The sequence below is a fragment of the Indolivaga capnocytophagoides DSM 22835 genome (assembly GCF_000426485.1).
GTDB lineage: Bacteria > Bacteroidota > Bacteroidia > Bacteroidales > Dysgonomonadaceae > Dysgonomonas_A > Dysgonomonas_A capnocytophagoides.
The window spans coordinates 149575-171082 of record NZ_KE384529.1 but is presented as its reverse complement, the minus strand read 5'-3'; the positions used below and the strand labels follow the sequence as shown (position 1 = coordinate 171082).

Here is a 21508-nt window from a genome sequence, read left to right as displayed (position 1 = left end):
AAAAAGAAAGCTTGAATGCTTTCTTTTTTTATTTATAAGGTACTTATTCCTTTCGCGATAGAACAATCATATCTGATAAATGTTTGGTTAGAACAGCGAAAGAATTTTTTAATCGAATATAATCTTTCGCATCATATATATTTGCTTGAAATTTATATGATGCTTCTATTTGAATTGTATTGTCTGTAACTTTCGTTTTGTAAAGGATTGCCATGATCCGTCCATTGTGATCAACCGAATCCGGCAAGTGTTCTATTTTATATCCTTCGGGTATTGTAATCGTAGAAACGAATGATTCTTCCTGGAGATACACCAGATCCACAGGGAGTGACCTCTTTTCGTGCTTAAATATATTTTGAGACACCGATAAATTGCAAAAAGGGTGTATGAAGAGTTTCCCTGATACGTTTTCAAATGAAGTCTGGGTCTTAAATGTAAACTCAAAAGGCTGATCGGCTTTGTCGTAATTTTGTATATTCAGACTGTCTATATCTAAGATGTTATTTTTTTTTCTGAAATATTCTTTCAAATTTTCGTCTTTACCTCCATAGATATCTCTATATTGGTATGCATCTTCTCCTTTCAGTGTGTATGATATGTCTACATCTAAAAGTGATTTTTCTGGTTTTATGTTTATTTTAAATTTTTTACAGGTAGAGGCTATCTCTTTTTGCGAAGTTACTGTCCATTCTTCAGATTTTGGCTTTACGACCAATCCTTCGACATTTATGCATCTTGTCGGTAATTCGTCGAAATACCGTAATGGTTCAGATGCATCGATAAAATATGTATATCCATCTATAGAAACCCTTGCTATTACGTAGTTTAGATATTGTTGAAAGGGGTGAGACTTACTTATTGCTCCATTTGCTCTCGTACTTAATACAACAGGATTAGTACTTATGTTGGCGGCTTTTAACAGGCCGATTAGGTACAGATTGATGTCTGCAACATTTCCTTTTTTTAATTTAAGAAAATCCGAAAGTTTATTTGTTGAAAATTTGTCGTTAAATCCATCCCAACTATACATGTTCCTTACATATTGGGTGATTAACTTAGCTTGTTCTAAAGTTGAAGCTCCGGTCAGATTCAGGGCTGGTAATACTTTCTTCGCCTCTTTTTCACTGTCTTTGATGTACTTGCCGAAATTTGAGAATTTAAGAAATTCGTCACACATATCGGGCCATGTCGACATGTAATCTCTTTTTGCCCCATTATAGAATGAGTATGTTCGTGAAATCTGAAAAATAATACTGATTATATAATCCTTTTCGGAGCTGATAAAATCTTCGTCCCTGAAGGCTTGTAAGTTTTTCATCCCGAATGTATATTCTTTTTCTTTGTATGTAAGTCCTGCAAAAGAAACATCGCGATTAGGAGTTTTTGTTTCGAATTCGTCAAATTCTGTAGTTCCTCTGACTATGTATGTGTACTCGTAATATGGTATCGCTTTATAATTTAAACGACTATGAATAACTGGTATCTTTTCTTGAAAATACCATCTTCTCATGTTGAAAAAATAAGGAGTTTTTATTTTGTATTTGTATTCAATAATGGATCCTTCCCTAACATCGGGGAGGGCTAATTTTTTTAAAAAATAATCGCTGTTTACTTTCTCCTCGAATATTTTTTTCTTGTCGAGATAGCTTTTTACAAGTTTACCGCCTTCCATGTTATAAACAATGGCTTCTATATCCTGAATTTCTTCTGCTCCCCGATCTCCGGTATAGTAAGGAATCTCTATATTGGCATAGCTTACACCTGCTTGTTTGAATATTTTTATTTTTTTACTGACCTCCATATGCAGAAAAAAACCAACACCGTCATCCCCCCGAAAATAATTATTCCCTAAGCTGTATATAACGAGAGCTTCAGCTTCCGGATCATTTTCATATTCGGTCATGGACATCTCGTATTGAGTTATTTTTCCGTATTGTTCGGAATAATTCTCTTGTGCTGAACATAGACTTGCTATTCCCAGTATGAGGTATAGTGTGAAAAGTAATTTCATAGTATTTCTATATAATATTTTTTTGTTTCGATATTTCTTATTTTTTTGATAAAATCAAAAAAGTTAGCATATTCATCTATTGTATATCTTCCCGATCTGATAAGGAAGGATTTTTGTATGTGGAGCTTGCTTCCATCTTTATCGAATTTTAGTGTATAGTTGCCGTATGGGCTGATGATCGTGATATTGTCCGGTATTTTTGAGATGGATTCATTCAGTATTTCGTATGTATGATTCTCTGTTCTGTGTGTCGGGTAGTCAATCTGTATACCTCTTTTCCGGTTTTCGATACTTTCCAATGTCGGTATTGGGTTGTTTATAGGTGTGATAGCAATGTTCTTGCCTATTTTTTTGAATGAGTAACCTGTTTGACCCTTAGCTTTGATCTTTATGAAGAGACTGTCTCTGTCTATTTCTCCGATGTTGATGGTCGGTTGATCTATTGTTTTAGGTATAATGTTTGAAATGATATATTTTTCGTATGCACTTTTGTTCTTGTTTGAAACGATATAATTCATTTCTTCGAATTCGATGCCCCGCAGGGTTGTCATTGCAGATATGATCCCTGTATTATTGGCATTTGCATCGATTTGAGCCTCAATGTTTGTATTACATAATACATCACTGTCAGATAGGGCAGGGATGTTGATCAGGCGGCTATTATTTTCGGTGATAAGTAAAGCTTTTCGCCCTTGTATAGATGAATGTATATATCCTAAAGGAAGAGTTTTGCTTGTACATTCAATAAAAAGTGTATCTTCTTCGAGAGGAACCGTTAGGATAACATGGTTAAATGTTTGATGAGCAAATGTCGTATCAATGTCCTTTATTGAGGTATCGGAATTTATCAGTGTGTAGAAAGACTCTATCCCTGCATATTTAAGTATGGATAACATATAATTTGTAAGTGCCTTGCAGTCTCCATAATGATTCGTTGTTACATAATCGGCAGGATATGTTTGTAATCCTCCAATGTTTAGCGAGACATTAATATATCTGTTGTAATCCTGAAGATAGTGGTATAGTGTTCTTATTTTATCTTTTTTGTCTTTTCGGCTTTTTAAGAGCTCGTCAATCTTTAGTTTTTCTGTTTCAGGCAATATATCTCTGTTTTGATTCAATCGATATATCCAGTTGCCGAAGGTGTTCCAGTTTTCAAAGCTTCCACTTACTCCATAATTAAAGTTTAGAGGGACAATGCTTAATATCGGTTGTTGTGAATCGTTGACTGTTCCATATCTTTCCTTTTTTTGAGGAAGAAATGAAAATATCCACTTATATATTGTTGACTCCTTACTTTTAATTATCTCCGGATCAGTAATATTCTTTTGTTGATATTTTATCTTGAAGTCCGGTGGCGTTTCAACTGAGACTATAGCTTCCTTTACGGGTATTTGCCGTTGAGTATAGTCAAATGTCGCTATTTGGAGAAATCTCGGGTATATAATCTTGTATGAATACTTTATAATATAAGGATATTGATTGTGTTTTAATGAAAATTCTTTAACAAAGTCATCTTCGTATAGCGAAATGTTCGAAATATAGCTGCGATCCAAAATCTCTTTGTTTCGTAGTTTACGGATGATATTTCCCTGCATATCTTCAATCCAAGCTTCTCCGATGCTGATTTTATCTCCTTTGGAATATGGAATGCTAATTGTTGCCTGATTTTCTCCATCTCTGTTATTGATCTGTAAGGAAATAGAGTCTGTCAATGTTAATTTATTGTCTTTTATTAGATAGTGTGATGACCTGTATAATATTTCACAGTCATGTATATCTTCTGCGCTCAATGATAAAATAGATAATAGAAAACCTGCCAATAGTGTTATGTAGTGCATGTTTTATTCGTTAAGATTTATTCACAAAAGTAATGATCCTTTATGAATATTCTTGTGAAAACGAAACAAAAAAAGCGACTTATTTAAAGTCGCTTTTTTTGAAGTTGGTAAGGAGTTATTAGAAATTCCATTTCAAAGGTTCAAAATAAGCCTGAGGGTGTAAGCATGCAGGACATTGTTTTGGAGCTGTTTTGCTTGTGATAACAAAACCGCAATTCATACACTGCCAGTCGATAGCTTCTTCACGTAAGAATACTTCTCCCGATTGAACACGGGCTAGCAATGCTTTGTAGCGGTCTTCGTGCATGTTTTCCACTTTGGCAATCATGCGATACATGGTGGCTATTTGTTTAAATCCTTCTTTTTCAGCTATCTCTGCAAATGCAGGATAATCCTGAGCCCATTCTTCGTGTTCTCCGGCTGCGGCTTCAATCAGATTTTCTTCGGTTGTGCCTATTTTTCCTGCAGGATATGAAACTGTGATTTCAACCATTCCGCCTTCCATGTATTTAAACATACGTTCAGCATGCTCTTTTTCTTGGTTGGCTGTTTCTTCGAATATAGCAGCTATCTGCATGTAACCTTCATTTTTAGCTACTTTTGCAAACATTGTATAGCGCTGTCTTGCCTGAGATTCGCCGGCAAATGATTTTAGAAGGCATTTTTCTGTTTCAGTACCTTTAATACTCTTTTCCATTTGTTTTGATAGTTTTTAGTTGATATTGATATTCTTGTTGATCGATCGTGTTTTTTTAAGTGTACAGGCCTTATTATATTCCGAATAAAAAATTGAAGGCCCTATTTCTTATCTCTTTCTAGTTGATACATACAAAATTACCAATAAAAAATAGCCTCTGAAAGATTTCTTGTTTATGGGATATCGATAAAATCTATTGATGAGAAGTAAAACTTAGTGTATCAGCTTGTTGTTATATTAACATAAAGTAGAAGTATCGGCTAATTTATAATTGGTCTAATTTATAATCTCATTAAACCAGCTGTCAGTAATTGTTGAAATGTAATCTGTTCTGATAAAAATTAAGGAACTTTGAAATGCCCGGATTGCATTTTGTGAATTTGTTTATTGTTCTGCTCTCGAAATGTAATTTAATGAGTTTTGAGGTGTGTTTTTATCACATTATTTTCTATTTTTGTATAGATTATTTGAATTAATCAGTATTTATATATAATTAAATTAAAAACAATGGTAAGTTACAAAGAATTAGGTCTTGTAAATACAAGAGACATGTTCGCAAAAGCTGTAAAAGGCGGATATGCAATCCCTGCGTTCAATGTTAATAATATGGAGCAATTGCAGGCAATTGTACAAGCTGCTGCTGAAACAAAATCTCCTGTTATTGTTCAAGCTTCAAAAGGTGCTCGTCAATATGCAAATCCTATTTTATTGCGTTACATGCTTCAAGGAGCTGTAGAATATGCAAAAAGTTTAGGTTGGGAAAATCCTCAAATCGTACTTCACCTTGACCACGGTGATACATTCGAAACTTGTAAAGAATGTATCGATTCAGGTTTCTCTTCAGTTATGATCGATGGTTCTCACCTTCCATATGAAGAAAATATCGCTCTTACTAAAAAAGTAGTAGAGTATGCTCACCAGTTTGACGTAACAGTTGAAGGTGAACTAGGTGTACTTGCCGGTATCGAAGATGATGTAGTTGCAGAACACCATACGTATACTCAACCTGAAGAAGTTGTAGACTTTGCAACAAGAACAGGTTGTGATTCTTTGGCTATCTCTATCGGTACATCTCACGGTGCTAATAAATTTACACCTGAACAATGTACTAAAGATGCTAATGGTATATTGGTTCCTCCTCCATTGCGTTTTGATATCCTTGAAGAAGTAGAAAAAGAACTTCCTGGATTCCCTATCGTGTTGCACGGAGCATCTTCAGTTCCTCAAGATCAAGTTGCTACTATTAATAAATATGGTGGTGCATTGAAAGATGCAATCGGTATTCCTGAAGAGCAATTACGTAGAGCTGCTGCTTCTGCTGTTTGTAAAATCAATATCGACTCAGATAGCCGTCTTGCTTTGACTGCTGCTGTACGTGAAGTTTTTGCAACTAAACCGGCTGAATTCGACCCTCGTAAATATCTGGGACCAGCTCGTGATAATATGAAAAAATTATACAAACATAAAATTGAAGCAGTACTTGGTAGTGCAGGTAAAGCTTAATTTTAGTTTTATATTATATAGAAAAGCAGAATACAATTTTGTATTCTGCTTTTTTTGTTGAGCTTTTTGCTTATAACAGACTATTATATCGTATGCATGCTTTTACAAATCCCAAGCGTTTAATCCTTTCTTTAGGCACATCCTGGGGCGGGTAGATTGGGTTGTAGCTGTGCAGAGAAATATAGCTATCGCCTAGTTCGGATCTGAAGATGTATTTTAAAGTAAGGTAATCTTCATCATCAGGACGTTCAAGGTCAATAACGTACATTTCACCCCAATATAATGAATCCAAGTCAATAATTCTTTTGTAAAGGACTATGTCTCCCGTTTTCAATATTGGGTACATTGTATCTACCTGTACATACAATGCTGCATCACATGGCGGCATATGAGGAATCAGTACTGATTCGTTTTCACGCCAAGGGCCTATCCCCGGATGTTTTACGTTACTTATTTTGTCTAAGGTATAAAGAGGGATGGGTTTTTCACTATCAGCTAAAGCATCTTTATTATTATGGCCGTAGTTTTTTGATTTGTTGATCATATTGCCATTTCCGGTAATTAGCCATTCTAGGGATACTTCCGGATAGCTTGCTATGATCTTAGCAAGAAGGGTGTCAGAGACACTTGCGCCCAGTTTGTCCTTATCAAGGAAACCCCTTTTGATATTTGTTGTATTTAGGAATATAGACTTGCTAATATTCTTATATCCAATAAATTGGATAATCCTTTCTTTCGTAGTTGGATTCATAAGTTCGATAAATGTTGTTCAAGAGTGTCTGCAAATTTAATCAAAGGTTTTGATAAAAAAATGCTTTCACTCACTAAAATTCTTTATTTTTTATTTATTCATGCCTTACGATTATATATTTCGCTACTTTCTTAGTGTTTAGTCTTTGTTTTATTGGTGTATTGATCTCTATTTTCACTTTTTTTTAAAGAAAAAGGCCTCTGCTTTCATCTTAATACTTGATATTATTTTATTGGTATATAGTTTGTTATTGATTTTGTGTTTTTTCTTTTATATTTTTTTTGCTAAAAAACTAGATTTTTTTTATTGAAAGATTAGTTTTTTACTAAAATTGTAGTACTTTTGTCTTAAGGAATTTGATTTTTATCTCATTGGATATTGTCAATGAGTATAGAGATTTTAATTTAAAGAGTAATTAAGTCAGAAATGGAGTTTGGTTTGTCAATGGTTAATGTAATATCTTTTGGTTTTTCTTCTCGTTATAGAGAGTTGAAATCATGTGGTGTATTTACTGTTGCTGTTTCTGAGAATGAAGATGAAAGTTTCGAACTTAAAAAATATATTCCGAGTACATGTATAAATAATTGTATTGGTATTTCAAAATTCATAAAGAATTGTTTGTTTGAGTGTTGTTCAAATTCTATGCAAATACCACTGACACAATTATATTTGGCAGTAGGGTGTAGTGATTACACTCTGCTGTTTACTTTATTCGGGAAGTTGAAAAATAATATTTATAATAAATTCAAAAGAAGCGAATCTTATAATTCTGAATTAAGCTTCAGTTGAGTGTAATGTGTCAAATTACAGAAATTTTTTTAATGAAAAATTATAATAAATTAGACTACGTGAATATCCCTAATATACGTTCATTGGTTCTGTTTGTGTATTAATGTTTTAGCATAATCTGAAAAATATATATAAACAAACCAATAAGGCAGTAGTGTGTAGTGATTACATGCTACTGTTTTGTTTTTGTATGCATAGTTAGGTATCTCCTCTATCCTTTAAATATACCATATATACGGTATATATTCTCTTCCGAATTTTAGATTATTTTGTAATGTTTTTACATCACAATTTATCAGGTAATAAAATGAAGACATTTAAATATATTCAAATAGCTGTATTACTTGTTTTAGGCATTGCTAATTTAGAGGCCCAGAACAATAAGGATATTATTTATATAAAAGGAGCGAATTTTACTCATCCAATTTTGAAATCATGGATAGTTGAATATGCAAAAGTACGTCCGGAAGTATCCATACAAATTGCTCCAAAAGATGTTGATGAGGAAAAAATTGCTATAAATGTAGTTGCTGATGATTCTCAGAAAAAAGAAGAGCAGTTGTCATTACAGGTTGCCCGTTATGCACTTTTACCTATTGTAAATAAACAAAATCCTATTTTGACGGAGATCAACAACAAGGGATTAAATAAAGACAAAATACAAAAACTGTTCTTTGAAAAAGACATAGACAGTGATGGTAAATATCCTTTTAAAAATGAATCAACTATTTATTCGGGTAGTTTATCGACTTCTAACTCAATTTATTTTGCCCAGTATTTCGACAAACAGACGGATCAGTTAAAAGGAAAAAAAATAGCAGGAGATGATATTTATATTATAAGTGCACTGAATAAAGATCCAAATGGAGTTGCTTTTAATTATCTGTCATACATTTATGATACAACAAGCAAAGCATTGAAAGATGGGATCACCATCTTGCCTATAGATCTAAAAAAGGATCAATGGCAGTCTATTGTTTCGGGAATTGATGAAACCATAGACTTACTGGAAAATCAAAAAGTAAATTTAATACCGATAAATCCGATTAGTATAACGATAGATTATGTGAATTTAAATAAGGATGCTCAGGATTTTTTGAAATGGATTGTTACCGAAGGGCAGAAATACAATCATAATCAGGGCTTCTTGATGGTAGATTCTTCACAAAAGGATGATTTGAAGAAGCAGATCGATTATGCGAGTCTTCAGGAGAATAAGTAAGAGAACAGATAGTTTTTAGAGTTGAGTTAAAGAGTAGGTTATCTAAGGCACAGTTAGTATAAGTAGCTGTGCCTTTGTTTTTTTTTATTTAAAAGTAGTCCGAAAAATACGGTTGCTCTCTTGGTATGATTTGTTCAAGAGTCCTTATTGTTTCTTCATCCGTGTTTAAACGTTCTATTTTATGTAAGTATGTAGGTGTTCGGTATGACATGAGCATTGTAGTTAATGTTTGAATGTCTATATTTACAACTTTACCTATTTTCTCAGGCATGATTTGGAACTTTCCATTGTCATTTCTTATTATACTAAAAGTGCCTTCATTCCATTGAGCATGCGGATCGGATACAATAAAATGAAAAGGCTCAAATGAATTTACTTCTTTAAAAGGATAATTTTTCAGAAAAGATTCTACATCAACAATACGAGCCATATAATAGGGTTCGAGAGTTTCATTTATCTGCCCGTCGTCCAGCAGAAAGTGTATAGGTTCATTGTTGTAGATGTTTCCTTCTACTTTGTCGACCATCGAATAGTGTGCATAAACAAAATTCCAAAGACCTTTTCTTGCTTCCTGATCCAGATAAATAATGTCTTTAATGTGGAATATATCTTCCGATATCCAGTACAGTATATAACCTCGTGGATTGTCGTGTTCGTCGTAATATACAACAGCTATTCTTTCTTCTTCATTTTCCCATCTCCAATATTCTTCCCATTCGAGTTTGTGTCGAATCAGAGCACCATGAGTAGAGCGGGCAAATTTATCATATACATCTATAACATCTTGTTCTGTAACAGCGAGTCTTTCTACATAACCATTAACAGGCCTGCTTTTGGGTATCTGATTGTCTTTCAACTCGAAGGTTAAGTGGTCTGATATTATTTCCCAGCCTTTACGGCGATAGTATGGAATGGAGTAGGGATATAGGTAAGAAATCCATTGCCCGTTGTCCCGCATCATTTCCAACCCTTTTTTTATGAGATCATTCATCAATCCCATATTTGAATATTCGGGATATGTGCCGACCCCGGTCAGACCTCCCATCGAGAATATCTTCCCATGGATATTTACTTCGCACGGATATATGCATAGCTGAGAAATGAGCTGGTCGTCATTAAACCAACCTATAACGTTTGCATTTTTCAGGATAGGACGCTTTGCCTTAGTGATCTCTCCGTCTTCATATCCGCTTTCGAGAAGGTCGCTGTTTGTTACCTGAAATACATAGCGAAGCAATTGATTAAACTGATCTAGGTATTCCAGACCTACAGGTTTTAAGGTTAAGCGTTCTCTTATCGTATTAGTTTCCATATAGGTGTTTATTTGAAACTTCGCTCATACTGTTTTTGAAAATCTATATCTTCATCCAGTTCTATGGCTGCCTGCAATGCGAAATAAGGGTTGCGTAAAAGTTCTCGTCCTATAAATACCAGATCGCATTTACTTTTATCGAGCAGATCTTCTGCCTGACTTACTTGAGTAATGAGTCCGACAGCTCCCGTAATGACTTCGGTCTTTTGTCTGATCTCCGATGCAAAAGGAATTTGGTAGCCTTGGGCTACAGGTATTTTTACATGAGCAACGTTGCCTCCTGTAGATACGTCAATAACATCTACACCTTTTGATTTCAGTCGTGAAGATAATTTTACCGATTCATCCGGATTCCAGCCGTTTTCGACCCAGTCGGTTGCCGATATTCGCACCCACAATGATAAGTTCTCATTAAGGAGAGGTAGTATTTTATCTACGATTTGAAGCAAAAAACGTATTCTGTTTTCGAAAGATCCACCGTATTCATCAGAACGATGATTTGTGATAGGGGATAAAAACTGATGGATTAAATAACCATGCGCAGCATGAAGTTCCAGTACCTTATATCCTGCTTTGATTGCTCTCTCTGCAGCTTCTTTAAACTTATCGACTATTGTCTTTATATCCTCAGATGATAATTCAAGAGGTGCAATATCGTTTTCATAAAAGGGGATTGGTGATGGAGCAACAGTCTGCCAACTGTCGACTCCTGATTTTATTTGATGTCCTCCCTTCCATGCCAGATCACAGCTGGCTTTTCGACCTGCATGAGCTAGCTGGATACCCGGAATGGCTCCATATTTATCGATAGCCGATGTCAACTCCTTCAACGCTCCTATGTGTTCGTCTTTCCATATACCTAAGTCTGCATAACTGATTCGGCCTTCAGGAACAACGGCTGTTGCTTCCTGGATAATTGTTCCGCATCCACCGATAGCACGGCTTATGTAATGAGTATAATGCCAGTCGTTTACAAATCCGTCAATGGCGGAATACTGGCACATGGGAGACATGACAATCCTGTTTTTCAGGCTGATGCCTTTTATTTGTAGAGGAGTAAATAATTTCGACATAGGATTTGCTTTTAAGGTCTCAGACCTATTGATTGTTTTAGCTTATAACATCTATTATGTTATAACTGTTTTTTGTCTCGTACCGTAAATATTGATATCCCTGCACAGAAACCTGAGAAAACGAAAAATATAATACTTTAAACAGCTACTTCTCCTTTTATATGCGGATGCGGATCATAACCCTCTAATGTGAAATCTTCGTATTTGAAATCGAAAATATTTTTTATCTCAGGATTCAATATCATCTGTGGTAATGGCCGGAGTTCACGCTCTATCTGCATTTTCAGTTGATCGATATGATTAGTATAGATATGTGCATCTCCAAGAGTATGTACAAAGTCTCCCGCCTGAAGTCCTGTTACCTGAGCCATCATTTTCAGCAATAAGGCGTATGATGCGATATTGAAAGGTACACCTAGGAATATATCGGCACTGCGTTGATATAACTGCAAGCTTAGTTTTCCGTTTGCAACATAAAACTGAAAGAATGCATGGCATGGAGGGAGTTTCATCGAGGGGATATCCGCCACATTCCATGCACTTACAATAATTCGCCGTGAGTCGGGATTATTTTTGATCGTGTCTATTATTTCGCTTATCTGGTCTATATGCCCACCATTGTAATCGGGCCACGATCTCCATTGATAGCCATAGATATGTCCCAGATCGCCATTTTCGTCAGCCCACTCGTTCCAGATACGTACCCCGTTATCCTGCAGGTATTTGATGTTTGTATCGCCTTTCAGAAACCAAAGCAATTCGTGTATAATGGATTTCAGGTGTAACTTTTTTGTTGTAACCAACGGAAAACCTTCTTCCATATTATAGCGGCTTTGATGCCCGAATACACTGATGGTACCTGTTCCCGTACGATCTTCTTTGTGAGCTCCTTCTGCCAGAACCCGTTTAACTAAATCTATATATTGTTTCATAAAACATGCTTTAAAAATATGTTCAATAATAGGTAAAAATAAGTATTTTGCTACGATATATTTTTATAAATTGCATTTTAAGGTCAAAGACATATTTGTTATTTAAGAAAGCGTGATATTTAGAATCTGTTCTAACTTATTCAATGAATAAAAATGAGTCATAAAACCTAAAACCAAACTTTAGCTTCTGGTCTTTTATATCTCTTTATTTATAAATAACCTAAGCCATGACCATTAATTTTTAAATCTAAAGCGTATACTTATGGATTATTACATTTTTTCTTATGCTGTAGATATCGGGCAAATTATAAAAACATTTGGATCGAATGATCTATCATTGTTCGAAAATATACAAAAAGGAGAAGTTTTCAAAAATTATTCAACGCAAAATACCGATGTTCATTTATCAATGAAGCAAGCTCTGCATCAGATTATTTATAATGAACCTTATAGAAGACGTTCTGAAAATGTATATTGGTATGCTTTTATAGCTATATGTGAATATTTTTCTGAGAAATTACCCTATGTGCAGGATATAGCTCTCGGACGAGAGACTGATCTTATTGATGAATTTGTTAAGGACGATTTTAATATTGACCTGACTACTGTTCAGATGCTTTTAGATGGAGACCCGGATGTAAATCTGCCTCCAGCGGATGGTATACCTATGGTTGGCATTATTTCTCAGGATAAAATGAAGTCGGTTTGCCGGATGATGAATAAGATAATAATAAGTGATCTAAAAATTAAAGAGTTATTGAGAAAAAATAATTGGCAGGACGATGAGCGTGCTCTCGTATATGAAGCTATCAAGGGAGTACAGTCCAACATCACATACTGTAATAATCACAACCTAAGTTTAATATCGTTTTGTCATTAAGATTAAAGTCTCACGAGATCTGTTTATTGCTAATAGATCCTAAGGCTTATTACAAATCCGAAGTACATTAAATAAACAACAGATCTTTAAAGCTACACTTTCTTTTTCTTCCTTTGTTTTCTGCAACTATTATTACTGTTTTCGTGTTTTAAATGTATAATAAAATCACAGTAAGATGATTCACTTGATAGATGAAAACTTTTATCTATAAGTAAATCTTGTTACCCTCAATCCTTAAAGGGGCTTTGCGAGCGATAGTTTATCTCATTAAAGCGACACTGAGATAAAAGTATACATTAGGTAAAGTACAATTACGGAGTAACTTTTGTTACCTTTTTAGAAATGACCCCAGGCTCTTATAGGGACTTTCAGAGTGGCAGCAAAAATTCTCTTTAGGTGATATAGTGTAAAAAGTAAACTAAAAAAGGTGTACACAAAGTATGTGATTTTTGTTACCTTTTTAATCTTAAGGGATATCATTTACTCAGAAGTATTAAAACTGACATTTTGTCATTAAAACCAACTGTGGCAAATAATTTGAAGGATCATATATAAATAATATAAAGAAAACAATAAAATATAAATATATGAATTTCAATAATTTTACTATTAAATCTCAAGAGGCAGTCCAAAAGGCTGTTGATACGGTAAAAGAAAAAGGACAGCAATCGATCGAAACTTCACATCTTTTGATGGGAGTTATAATGACCGGTGAAAATGTTGTGAATTTTCTGTTCCAGAAGTTGGGTGTAAACTTATCTCATTTAGTAAATGTATTGAACAATGAGATAGAATCTTTCCCTCGGGTATCAGGTGGTGAGCCTTATTTGAGCCGTGAGAGTAACGCTGCTTTAGATAAAGCAACAAGTATATCGAAACAGATGGGAGACCAATATGTATCGCTAGAACATATTCTTTTAGGAATACTGACTACTCGAAATAGTGCTGCCCAGATAATGAAAGATGCAGGTATCTCTGAAAATGAGTTGAAATCTGCTATTGCAGAATTGCGTAAAGGCAATAAAGTAGATAGTCAATCGGCAGAAGATACTTATCAGTCGTTGGAGAAATATGCGATCAATCTAACTCAAAGAGCAAAAGATGGGAAGCTTGATCCGGTTATAGGTCGTGACGAAGAAATCAGGCGTGTACTTCAAATTCTGAGCCGTCGTACAAAGAATAACCCGATATTGATAGGTGAACCTGGTACAGGAAAAACAGCTATTGCTGAAGGTTTGGCTCATCGTATTGTAAGAGGTGATGTTCCTGAAAATTTGCAAAGCAAGCAGATTTATTCGTTGGATATGGGTGCTTTAGTTGCAGGTGCAAAATATAAGGGCGAGTTTGAAGAACGTTTAAAGTCCGTAGTTAATGAAGTTACCAAATCGGAAGGTGAAATCATCTTGTTCATAGATGAGATACATACTCTTGTTGGAGCAGGTAAAGGAGAGGGGGCTATGGATGCCGCCAATATATTGAAACCGGCCTTGGCTCGTGGCGAATTAAGATCAATCGGAGCTACAACTCTGGATGAATATCAGAAATACTTCGAAAAAGATAAGGCTTTAGAACGCCGTTTCCAGATCGTAATGGTTGATGAACCTTCCGAAATGGATACCATATCTATATTACGTGGGTTGAAAGAAAAGTACGAGAATCACCATAAGGTTCGTATTATGGATGAGGCAATTATTGCTGCTGTACAGCTTTCGAGCCGATATATAACCGATCGTTTTTTGCCGGATAAAGCAATCGACCTGATGGATGAGGCTGCGGCAAAACTTAGGATGGAAGTTGATTCTGTTCCCGAAGAGTTAGACGAAAAGAGCCGTCGTATAAAACAGTTGGAAATAGAGCGTGAAGCTATTAAGCGTGAAAATGATAAGGATAAAGAAGCACTATTATCGAAAGAAATCAGCGATCTGAAAGAGGAAGAAAAAGACCTGAAAGCTAAATGGCAGGCCGAAAAAGATGTGATAAATAAGATTCAGCAGCATAAGGTCGATATTGAAGATGCAAAATTTCAGGCAGATAAAGCTGAGCGTGAAGGTGATTACGGAAAGGTAGCCGAATTGCGTTACGGTAAGATAAAAGAGCTTGAAACGGATATAGAGAAACTACAGTCTCAACTTCATGATATGCAGGGAAGTAAAGCTATGGTGAAGGAAGAAGTGGATGCTGTGGATATAGCCGATGTTGTTTCTCGTTGGACAGGTATTCCTGTCAATAAGATGCTTCAGAGTGAAAAGGATAAGCTGCTTAATCTTGAAGATGAGCTGCATAAGAGGGTCGTGGGACAGGAAGAAGCTATCGAGGCTATTTCTAATGCCATCCGGCGCAGCCGTGCAGGACTACAAGATCCCAAACGTCCGATTGGTTCTTTTATCTTTCTGGGTACAACAGGTGTCGGTAAGACAGAGCTAGCTAAAGCGTTGGCTGAGTTTTTGTTTGATGATGAAAATATGATGACCCGTATAGACATGAGCGAGTATCAGGAAAAATTCAGCGCAACACGTCTGATTGGAGCACCTCCCGGATATGTTGGTTATGACGAAGGGGGGCAGTTGACCGAAGCTATTCGTCGTAAACCTTATTCGGTAGTTCTATTCGATGAAATAGAAAAGGCTCATCCTGATGTCTTTAATATTCTGTTACAGGTATTAGATGATGGACGCTTGACTGATAATAAAGGACGTGTGGTGAATTTTAAGAACACCATTATTATAATGACCTCAAATATGGGCTCAGCCTTGATTCGTGAGAATTTTTCTACAATTAATCAGGAAAATCACGATGTGGTGGTTGAGAAAACTAAAAATGAGGTTTTGAATATGTTGAAATCGACTATCAGACCCGAGTTTTTGAACCGTATTGATGAAATTATAATGTTTGAGCCATTGAAACAGTCCGAAATAGCTCAGGTTGTACGCATTCAGATGGAAAGCCTTGTTAAGATGTTGAAAAATAATAGTGTACAGCTTCAGTTTACAGATGCTGCGGTTAATTTGATTGCCGAATTGGGATTCGATCCCGAATTTGGAGCTCGTCCGGTGAAGCGTGTTATTCAGCGGCAGGTTTTGGATGTATTGTCGAAGAGGCTGTTAGCTGGCATTGTAAACCATGATGCTCCTATTATTATTGATGCGAAAGATGGAGCTTTAGAGTTTAAAAACTAAGATCTCAGATCTATTTGAATACTTACAGTCGCTAATATCGACAAAAATAAAATTCCGGTTACCAGAAAAGGTAATCGGAATTTTATCTATAATATTATAAGTTAAGAGACATTTTTTATTTGTTGCTAATAAACTTGGATTATAAGCCTAAGATCTTATTTGTGAGATCGTCCCAGATAATAAGATATAACGATTGAACCTATTTGTAATGCTGTAAGCATAAGAAATAGATTTTGTCTGCGATTTTTCCGCTTAAGTTCCTTAAGAGCCAATTCGGTCTTTTGTATCTGATCTTTTTCTATATTCATATCATTTATGAGTTTGTTTAATTATTGTAACAAATCTGTATATGATTTGGTTGTGTTAAGAATAGTTAGGAGTTATATATTCGGATACACTTTTATTTTATAACATAGAAAATAAATAAGAAATGTAATAACATTTTGATTTTATTCTTTGTAAATTTGAATATGATTTAAGATTTAAAACTGGAAAAATATTAAAAATATGGATATAAATAGCATATTGTCATCGCTGGAGGCTAAGCATCCCGGAGAGCCTGAGTATATACAGGCTGTAAGAGAAGTACTTATATCAATAGAAGATGTGTATAATCAACATCCCGAGTTTGAAAAAGCTAAGATAATTGAAAGACTTGTGGAGCCTGACCGTATATTCTCGTTTAAAGTTCCTTGGGTGGATGATCGTGGTAATATTCAGGTAAATCTAGGTTTTAGAGTACAGTTCAATAATGCCATAGGGCCATATAAAGGAGGACTTCGTTTTCACCCGTCGGTAAATCTGTCGATTATGAAGTTCCTGGGCTTTGAGCAGACTTTTAAGAATGCGTTGACAACCCTTCCTATGGGGGGAGCTAAAGGAGGTTCGGACTTTAACTGTAAAGGTAAATCTGATGCCGAAATTATGCGTTTTTGTCAGGCTTTTATGTTAGAGCTGTGGCGTAATATAGGTCCTGATACAGATGTTCCGGCTGGAGATATCGGGGTAGGAGCCCGTGAAATTGGTTACCTCTATGGTATGTACAAAAAATTGGCAAGAGAAAATACTGGAGCTTTTACCGGTAAAGGATTGGAATATGGAGGTTCTCTTGTCCGTCCTGAAGCTACCGGCTTTGGTGGATTGTATTTTGTGAAAGAAATGTTGGCAAAAAAGGGGCATACACTCGAAGGAAAAACTGTAGCTATATCCGGTTTTGGTAATGTTGCTTGGGGGGCTGCTCTTAAGGCAACCGAGTTAGGAGCAAAGGTGGTTACTATTTCCGGTCCGGATGGGTATATATATGATTCCGAAGGAATTTCGGGAAATAAGATCGATTATATGCTGGAACTTCGTTATACCGGAGAAGATATTGTGGCTCCTTATGCAGATGCTTTTCCTAATGCTAAATTTTATGCAGGTAAGCGTCCTTGGGAACAGAAAGTAGATATTGCTTTGCCATGTGCAACTCAAAATGAATTGAATGAGGACGATGCGAAAATCCTGCTTGCAAACAATGTACTGTGTGTAGCCGAAATCTCGAATATGGGATGTACAGAAGAAGCTATAAAATTATTTCTTGATTCTAAGATATTATTTGCTCCCGGCAAAGCTGTTAATGCCGGAGGTGTTGCTACCTCGGGATTGGAAATGACTCAAAATGCAATGCATTATCAATGGTCAGCAGAAGAAGTAGATCAGAAACTTCATCAAATAATGAGAAGTATTCATGAGCAATGCGTTACCCATGGGACTGATGCTTCGGGATATGTGAATTATGTGAAAGGTGCAAATATTGCAGGTTTCATGAAAGTAGCTAAAGCTACAATCAGTCAGGGAATTATTTGATTTTAATCTGATTGAGAATAGACTCGAATATTAAAATAAGATAAGGGGTCTGGGAATATTAAAAGCTCAGACCTTTGTTATTAATGCTTCGAGTTTTTTAGGTGTTAGTATTTCATGTGTATAGAACTTTCCATTGACAAATACACTGTATGTAGTGATCGGGCAAATATGGTTTTGAGCTTCTGTTCTTGTTTTTATCTGATGGGTACGTATTGGTATATCTGATTCTAATATGGTAGCCTTGAGCATTTCCACATAAGGTATAGTAAAGGGACACTGCGCTGTATAAAAAATGTCGATGCCTTGTAATTGTCCTGTTAAGTCGGCCTTAACCGATTCCGAAAACTGAGGTAGTGTTGCTTTTTCGTCAAATTGTTTTACTAACAATTCGAAGTAGGGCGGAGCGGTGTCTACAACTTTATACCCATGTTTTAGGAAAAATGATTTATCTGAGAGGTAAGGCTTTTTTTTGTTGGCTGTAACTATTACGACTCCTTTCTTTTCTTGCGAAATAGCTTCTTTCTCACACTCTTTCAGAAGTTCCGATCCGTATCCTTTGCCTTTATAGCTGCCCGATACCCAGTGGCAATTGATTAAGATATAGCCATCTGCTTTGATAGGCATCCAACCCATTTCCGCAGGTAGATATTCGATAAACACTTTACCTCTGCTATTGAGCTTTTTGAATTGCAAACCTTCACTGATTCTGTCTGCGAGCCATTCTTTTTTCGCTGCAACGCCAGTGTTCGATGTTTTGCTATCCAAAGCACAGCAGATATGTTCGGTTGATAGATTTTCGTGACTGAGTGTTATTATATCCATAGTTTTTAGTATCTGTTTTATCTCAAAAGTACATATAAATATCTACATTTTGCTTTTTTTATGATTAGTCTGGTTTTCTATATAATGGTATTGTGCTTGTGTTTAGTGTATTATATGTATTTTAAGATAAGTCGTATTGGCTATTCTTCTTTTATTATATATAGGTAGTGTTTTCGATGAATTGGGCAATATTTATTATAATACTGATTGGCGTAAGTTTATTATTTTATCTATACAGAAAGGGGGCTTTGAAGTCAGTCTACAGTTATCAGTTAGCACTGGGATAGATGAGAATTAGAAGGGCAAAAGGAACCATTCGAAAATATGCAGTTATTGTTTGTACTTTGTTACCTTTTCGGAATATAAGTAACAGTAAGTATTTAATGATCTATTATTATAGAGACAACTTTCGGATAAAATCCATAAAGAATATATATATTTGCGATATCGAAATTTAAATGAATGATAGAACGGATAATTGTATTAGACAATGCGGATGCTGCCTTATTTTTCGGGGTTAACAACAGTAATCTGCAATTATTGAAAACACTTTTTCCAAAACTGAGAATTGTCGCGAGAGGAAATATTATTAAAGTGACGGGAAACGCCGAAGAAATACCTCTCTTCGAAGAAAAAATAGCGGAACTGGAAAAATTTTGTGCAGAGCATAATCTTCTGACGGAAGATAATATAATAGATATTGTTAAGGATAACTCTCCCCGAGAATTTAAACAGGATAATCTGATAATTTTCGGGATGAGTGGAAAACCAATATCTGCCAGAAATGAAAATCAGCAGCGTCTGGTTAATGCTTTCCTAAAAAATGATATGGTTTTTGCCCTTGGACCTGCGGGTACAGGTAAAACATATATAGCTATAGCCCTTGCTGTAAAAGCATTGAAAAATAAAGAAATCAAGCGTATCATATTGAGTCGTCCTGCAGTTGAAGCCGGCGAAAAGCTCGGTTTTCTGCCGGGAGATATGAAAGATAAGATAGATCCTTATCTTCAACCTCTCTATGATGCTTTGGAAGATATGATTACTCCTGCTAAGCTGAAAGATTATATCGAGAATAAAGTGGTGCAGATTGCACCTCTGGCTTTTATGCGTGGACGTACGCTCAATGATGCTGTTATTATTCTGGATGAAGCCCAGAATACATCTGTCCATCAGATTAAGATGTTTATGACTCGTTTAGGTATAAATGCAAAAATGATCATAACAGGAGATGTTACGCAGATAGACTTGCCTCCATCTCAATTGTCAGGATTGAAGCATGCCTTGCGGGTGCTTGATGGAGTTGAGGGTATCGCCCGGATAGATTTTGATAAAAAGGATATTGTCCGTCACAAATTGGTGCAGCGCATAGTCGATGCATACGAAAAAGATGACGAACGAAAAAGAGATGAAAAAGTATCAGCTATAAGCGAAATCCCCAGTAAATAATTTTACGGGGATTTTCATTTAAATAAAAGTAGTAAGAGGTATTTACTAGCTAAACAAAATATGCTGAATGTTGTTATAAGTAGCAGTAAATTAAGTGGCAGACAGTATTTAGTGATGGATTAAAAGCAATAAACGGCTATAGCTGTTATGCTTGCAAAGTCAGTAGATAGGTCTGAGATTTTAATAAGTAAATTCTATATAATTTCCAGATAATGAAAAATACTTTAGTTAGAACTGATTACAAATTTGAAGGACAAAGCCATGTGTATCATGGGAAAGTGAGAGATGTATATTCGATTGGTAAAGATGAATTGGTAATGATTGCAACAGATCGTATATCGGCATTTGACGTTGTACTACCTCAGGGGATTCCTTATAAAGGACAGGTTTTGAATCAGATTGCAGCAAAATTCTTAGACGCTACATCCGATATTGTTCCTAATTGGAAGCAGGCAACTCCCGATCCGATGGTAACAGTTGGTTTACGTTGCGAGCCGTTTAAGGTTGAAATGGTTATCCGTGGTTATTTGACCGGTAGTGCGTGGCGTGAATATAAAGCCGGAGCCAGAACATTGTGTGGTGTGGCTTTACCCGAAGGAATGAAAGAAAATCAGAAATTTCCAACTCCTATAATCACTCCTACAACAAAAGCGGATGAAGGACATGATGAAAATATTGCGAAAGAGGAAATTATAGCACAAGGATTGGTTTCGAAAGAGGACTATGAACAATTGGAGAAATACACTTATGCACTTTTCCAAAGAGGAACAGAAATGGCCGCTCAAAAAGGGCTTATCTTGGTGGATACGAAATATGAATTCGGAAAAAATAATGGGGAAATTTATCTTATAGATGAAATACATACACCCGACTCGTCTCGTTATTTCTATGCTGATACTTATCAGTCTTTATTCGAAAAGGGAGAAGAGCAACGCCAATTATCTAAAGAGTTTGTACGCAAATGGTTAATGGATAATGGATTCCAAGGAAAAGACGGGCAGGCAGTTCCCGAAATGACAGAAGAATATTGTAATTCTGTATCGGATCGTTATATAGAACTGTATGAAAAAATAGTAGGCGAACCATTTGTGAAGGCTGATATTTCGGACGTTGAATCACGAATTGAAAAGAATGTAAGTGCATATTTAAAAAAATAATAGTACCTTCGATTTGATAAGGGTTTCGACCTGTTAAGGATTCGTAGTTAC

The 21508-nt window shown here is 35.6% G+C and carries 16 protein-coding genes; 7 read left to right on the top strand and 9 right to left on the bottom strand.

Annotated elements, in window-relative coordinates; all coding sequences use genetic code 11:
- Positions 1-43 precede the first annotated feature (43 nt).
- From K322_RS0114135 to rbr, 3 genes are all read right to left on the bottom strand, one after another.
- Entirely contained in the window at positions 44-2011 is a 1968-nt protein-coding gene (locus K322_RS0114135; protein ID WP_035332181.1) for a DUF3857 domain-containing protein, read from the bottom strand.
- The gene (locus K322_RS0114130) at positions 2008-3852 is read right to left on the bottom strand and encodes a DUF3857 domain-containing protein (RefSeq protein ID WP_026627458.1); all 1845 of its coding nucleotides are present in this window, start codon (positions 3850-3852) and stop codon (positions 2008-2010) included. Before K322_RS0114130 ends, K322_RS0114135 begins: the two co-directional genes overlap by 4 nt.
- Positions 3853-3970: 118 nt before the next feature.
- Entirely contained in the window at positions 3971-4549 is a 579-nt protein-coding gene (gene rbr, locus K322_RS0114125; protein ID WP_026627457.1) for a rubrerythrin, read from the bottom strand.
- A gap of 507 nt (positions 4550-5056) precedes the next feature.
- Here rbr and K322_RS0114120 point away from each other — a divergent pair.
- Positions 5057-6052 carry a class II fructose-bisphosphate aldolase gene (locus K322_RS0114120; RefSeq protein ID WP_026627456.1) on the top strand — a complete coding sequence of 332 codons (996 nt, stop codon included), beginning with the start codon at positions 5057-5059 and terminating at the stop codon, positions 6050-6052.
- Positions 6053-6122: 70 nt separating this feature from the next.
- On the opposite strand, the gene K322_RS0114115 is transcribed toward K322_RS0114120, so the two are convergent.
- A complete protein-coding gene (locus tag K322_RS0114115; protein ID WP_026627455.1) occupies positions 6123-6803 on the bottom strand; it encodes a S24 family peptidase in 681 nt (226 codons plus the stop codon).
- 1096 nt (positions 6804-7899) lie between these two features.
- Here K322_RS0114115 and K322_RS0114105 point away from each other — a divergent pair.
- Positions 7900-8814: a hypothetical protein gene (locus tag K322_RS0114105; RefSeq protein WP_026627453.1), complete on the top strand. Its 915-nt coding sequence runs from the start codon at positions 7900-7902 to the stop codon at positions 8812-8814.
- Positions 8815-8902: 88 nt separating this feature from the next.
- Here K322_RS0114105 and K322_RS0114100 read toward each other — a convergent pair whose 3' ends face one another.
- The 3 genes from K322_RS0114100 to K322_RS0114090 form a co-directional block, all read right to left on the bottom strand.
- Complete coding sequence (locus K322_RS0114100) at positions 8903-10126, bottom strand: GNAT family N-acetyltransferase (RefSeq protein WP_026627452.1); 1224 nt, start codon at positions 10124-10126, stop codon at positions 8903-8905.
- 8 nt (positions 10127-10134) lie between these two features.
- The gene (locus K322_RS0114095; protein ID WP_026627451.1) at positions 10135-11199 is read right to left on the bottom strand and encodes an NADH:flavin oxidoreductase/NADH oxidase; all 1065 of its coding nucleotides are present in this window, start codon (positions 11197-11199) and stop codon (positions 10135-10137) included.
- 137 nt (positions 11200-11336) lie between these two features.
- Positions 11337-12131 (bottom strand): thymidylate synthase, encoded by a 795-nt coding sequence (locus K322_RS0114090; RefSeq protein WP_026627450.1) that lies wholly within the window; start codon positions 12129-12131, stop codon positions 11337-11339.
- A gap of 262 nt (positions 12132-12393) precedes the next feature.
- On the opposite strand from K322_RS0114090, the gene K322_RS0114085 reads away from it, so the two are divergent.
- Positions 12394-13011 carry a DUF7691 family protein gene (locus K322_RS0114085; protein WP_026627449.1) on the top strand — a complete coding sequence of 206 codons (618 nt, stop codon included), beginning with the start codon at positions 12394-12396 and terminating at the stop codon, positions 13009-13011.
- Positions 13012-13598: 587 nt separating this feature from the next.
- Positions 13599-16187 (top strand): ATP-dependent chaperone ClpB, encoded by a 2589-nt coding sequence (gene clpB / locus K322_RS0114080; protein WP_026627448.1) that lies wholly within the window; start codon positions 13599-13601, stop codon positions 16185-16187.
- A 155-nt stretch (positions 16188-16342) separates the two neighbouring features.
- Here clpB and K322_RS20970 read toward each other — a convergent pair whose 3' ends face one another.
- Positions 16343-16495 carry a hypothetical protein gene (locus K322_RS20970; RefSeq protein WP_166786280.1) on the bottom strand — a complete coding sequence of 51 codons (153 nt, stop codon included), beginning with the start codon at positions 16493-16495 and terminating at the stop codon, positions 16343-16345.
- Between the two features lie 199 nt (positions 16496-16694).
- On the opposite strand from K322_RS20970, the gene gdhA reads away from it, so the two are divergent.
- Positions 16695-18032, top strand: coding sequence for an NADP-specific glutamate dehydrogenase (gene gdhA / locus K322_RS0114070; protein WP_026627447.1), 1338 nt, complete (start codon positions 16695-16697; stop codon positions 18030-18032).
- Positions 18033-18098: 66 nt separating this feature from the next.
- On the opposite strand, the gene K322_RS0114065 is transcribed toward gdhA, so the two are convergent.
- Positions 18099-18854, bottom strand: a complete 756-nt coding sequence (locus tag K322_RS0114065) for a GNAT family N-acetyltransferase (protein WP_026627446.1) — start codon at positions 18852-18854, stop codon at positions 18099-18101.
- A gap of 462 nt (positions 18855-19316) precedes the next feature.
- Here K322_RS0114065 and K322_RS0114060 point away from each other — a divergent pair, with 462 nt between their 5' ends.
- Positions 19317-20300, top strand: coding sequence for a PhoH family protein (locus K322_RS0114060; protein ID WP_026627445.1), 984 nt, complete (start codon positions 19317-19319; stop codon positions 20298-20300).
- Between the two features lie 212 nt (positions 20301-20512).
- On the top strand, positions 20513-21457 hold the full coding sequence (locus tag K322_RS0114055) for a phosphoribosylaminoimidazolesuccinocarboxamide synthase (protein ID WP_026627444.1): 945 nt from the start codon (positions 20513-20515) through the stop codon (positions 21455-21457).
- Positions 21458-21508 lie beyond the last annotated feature (51 nt).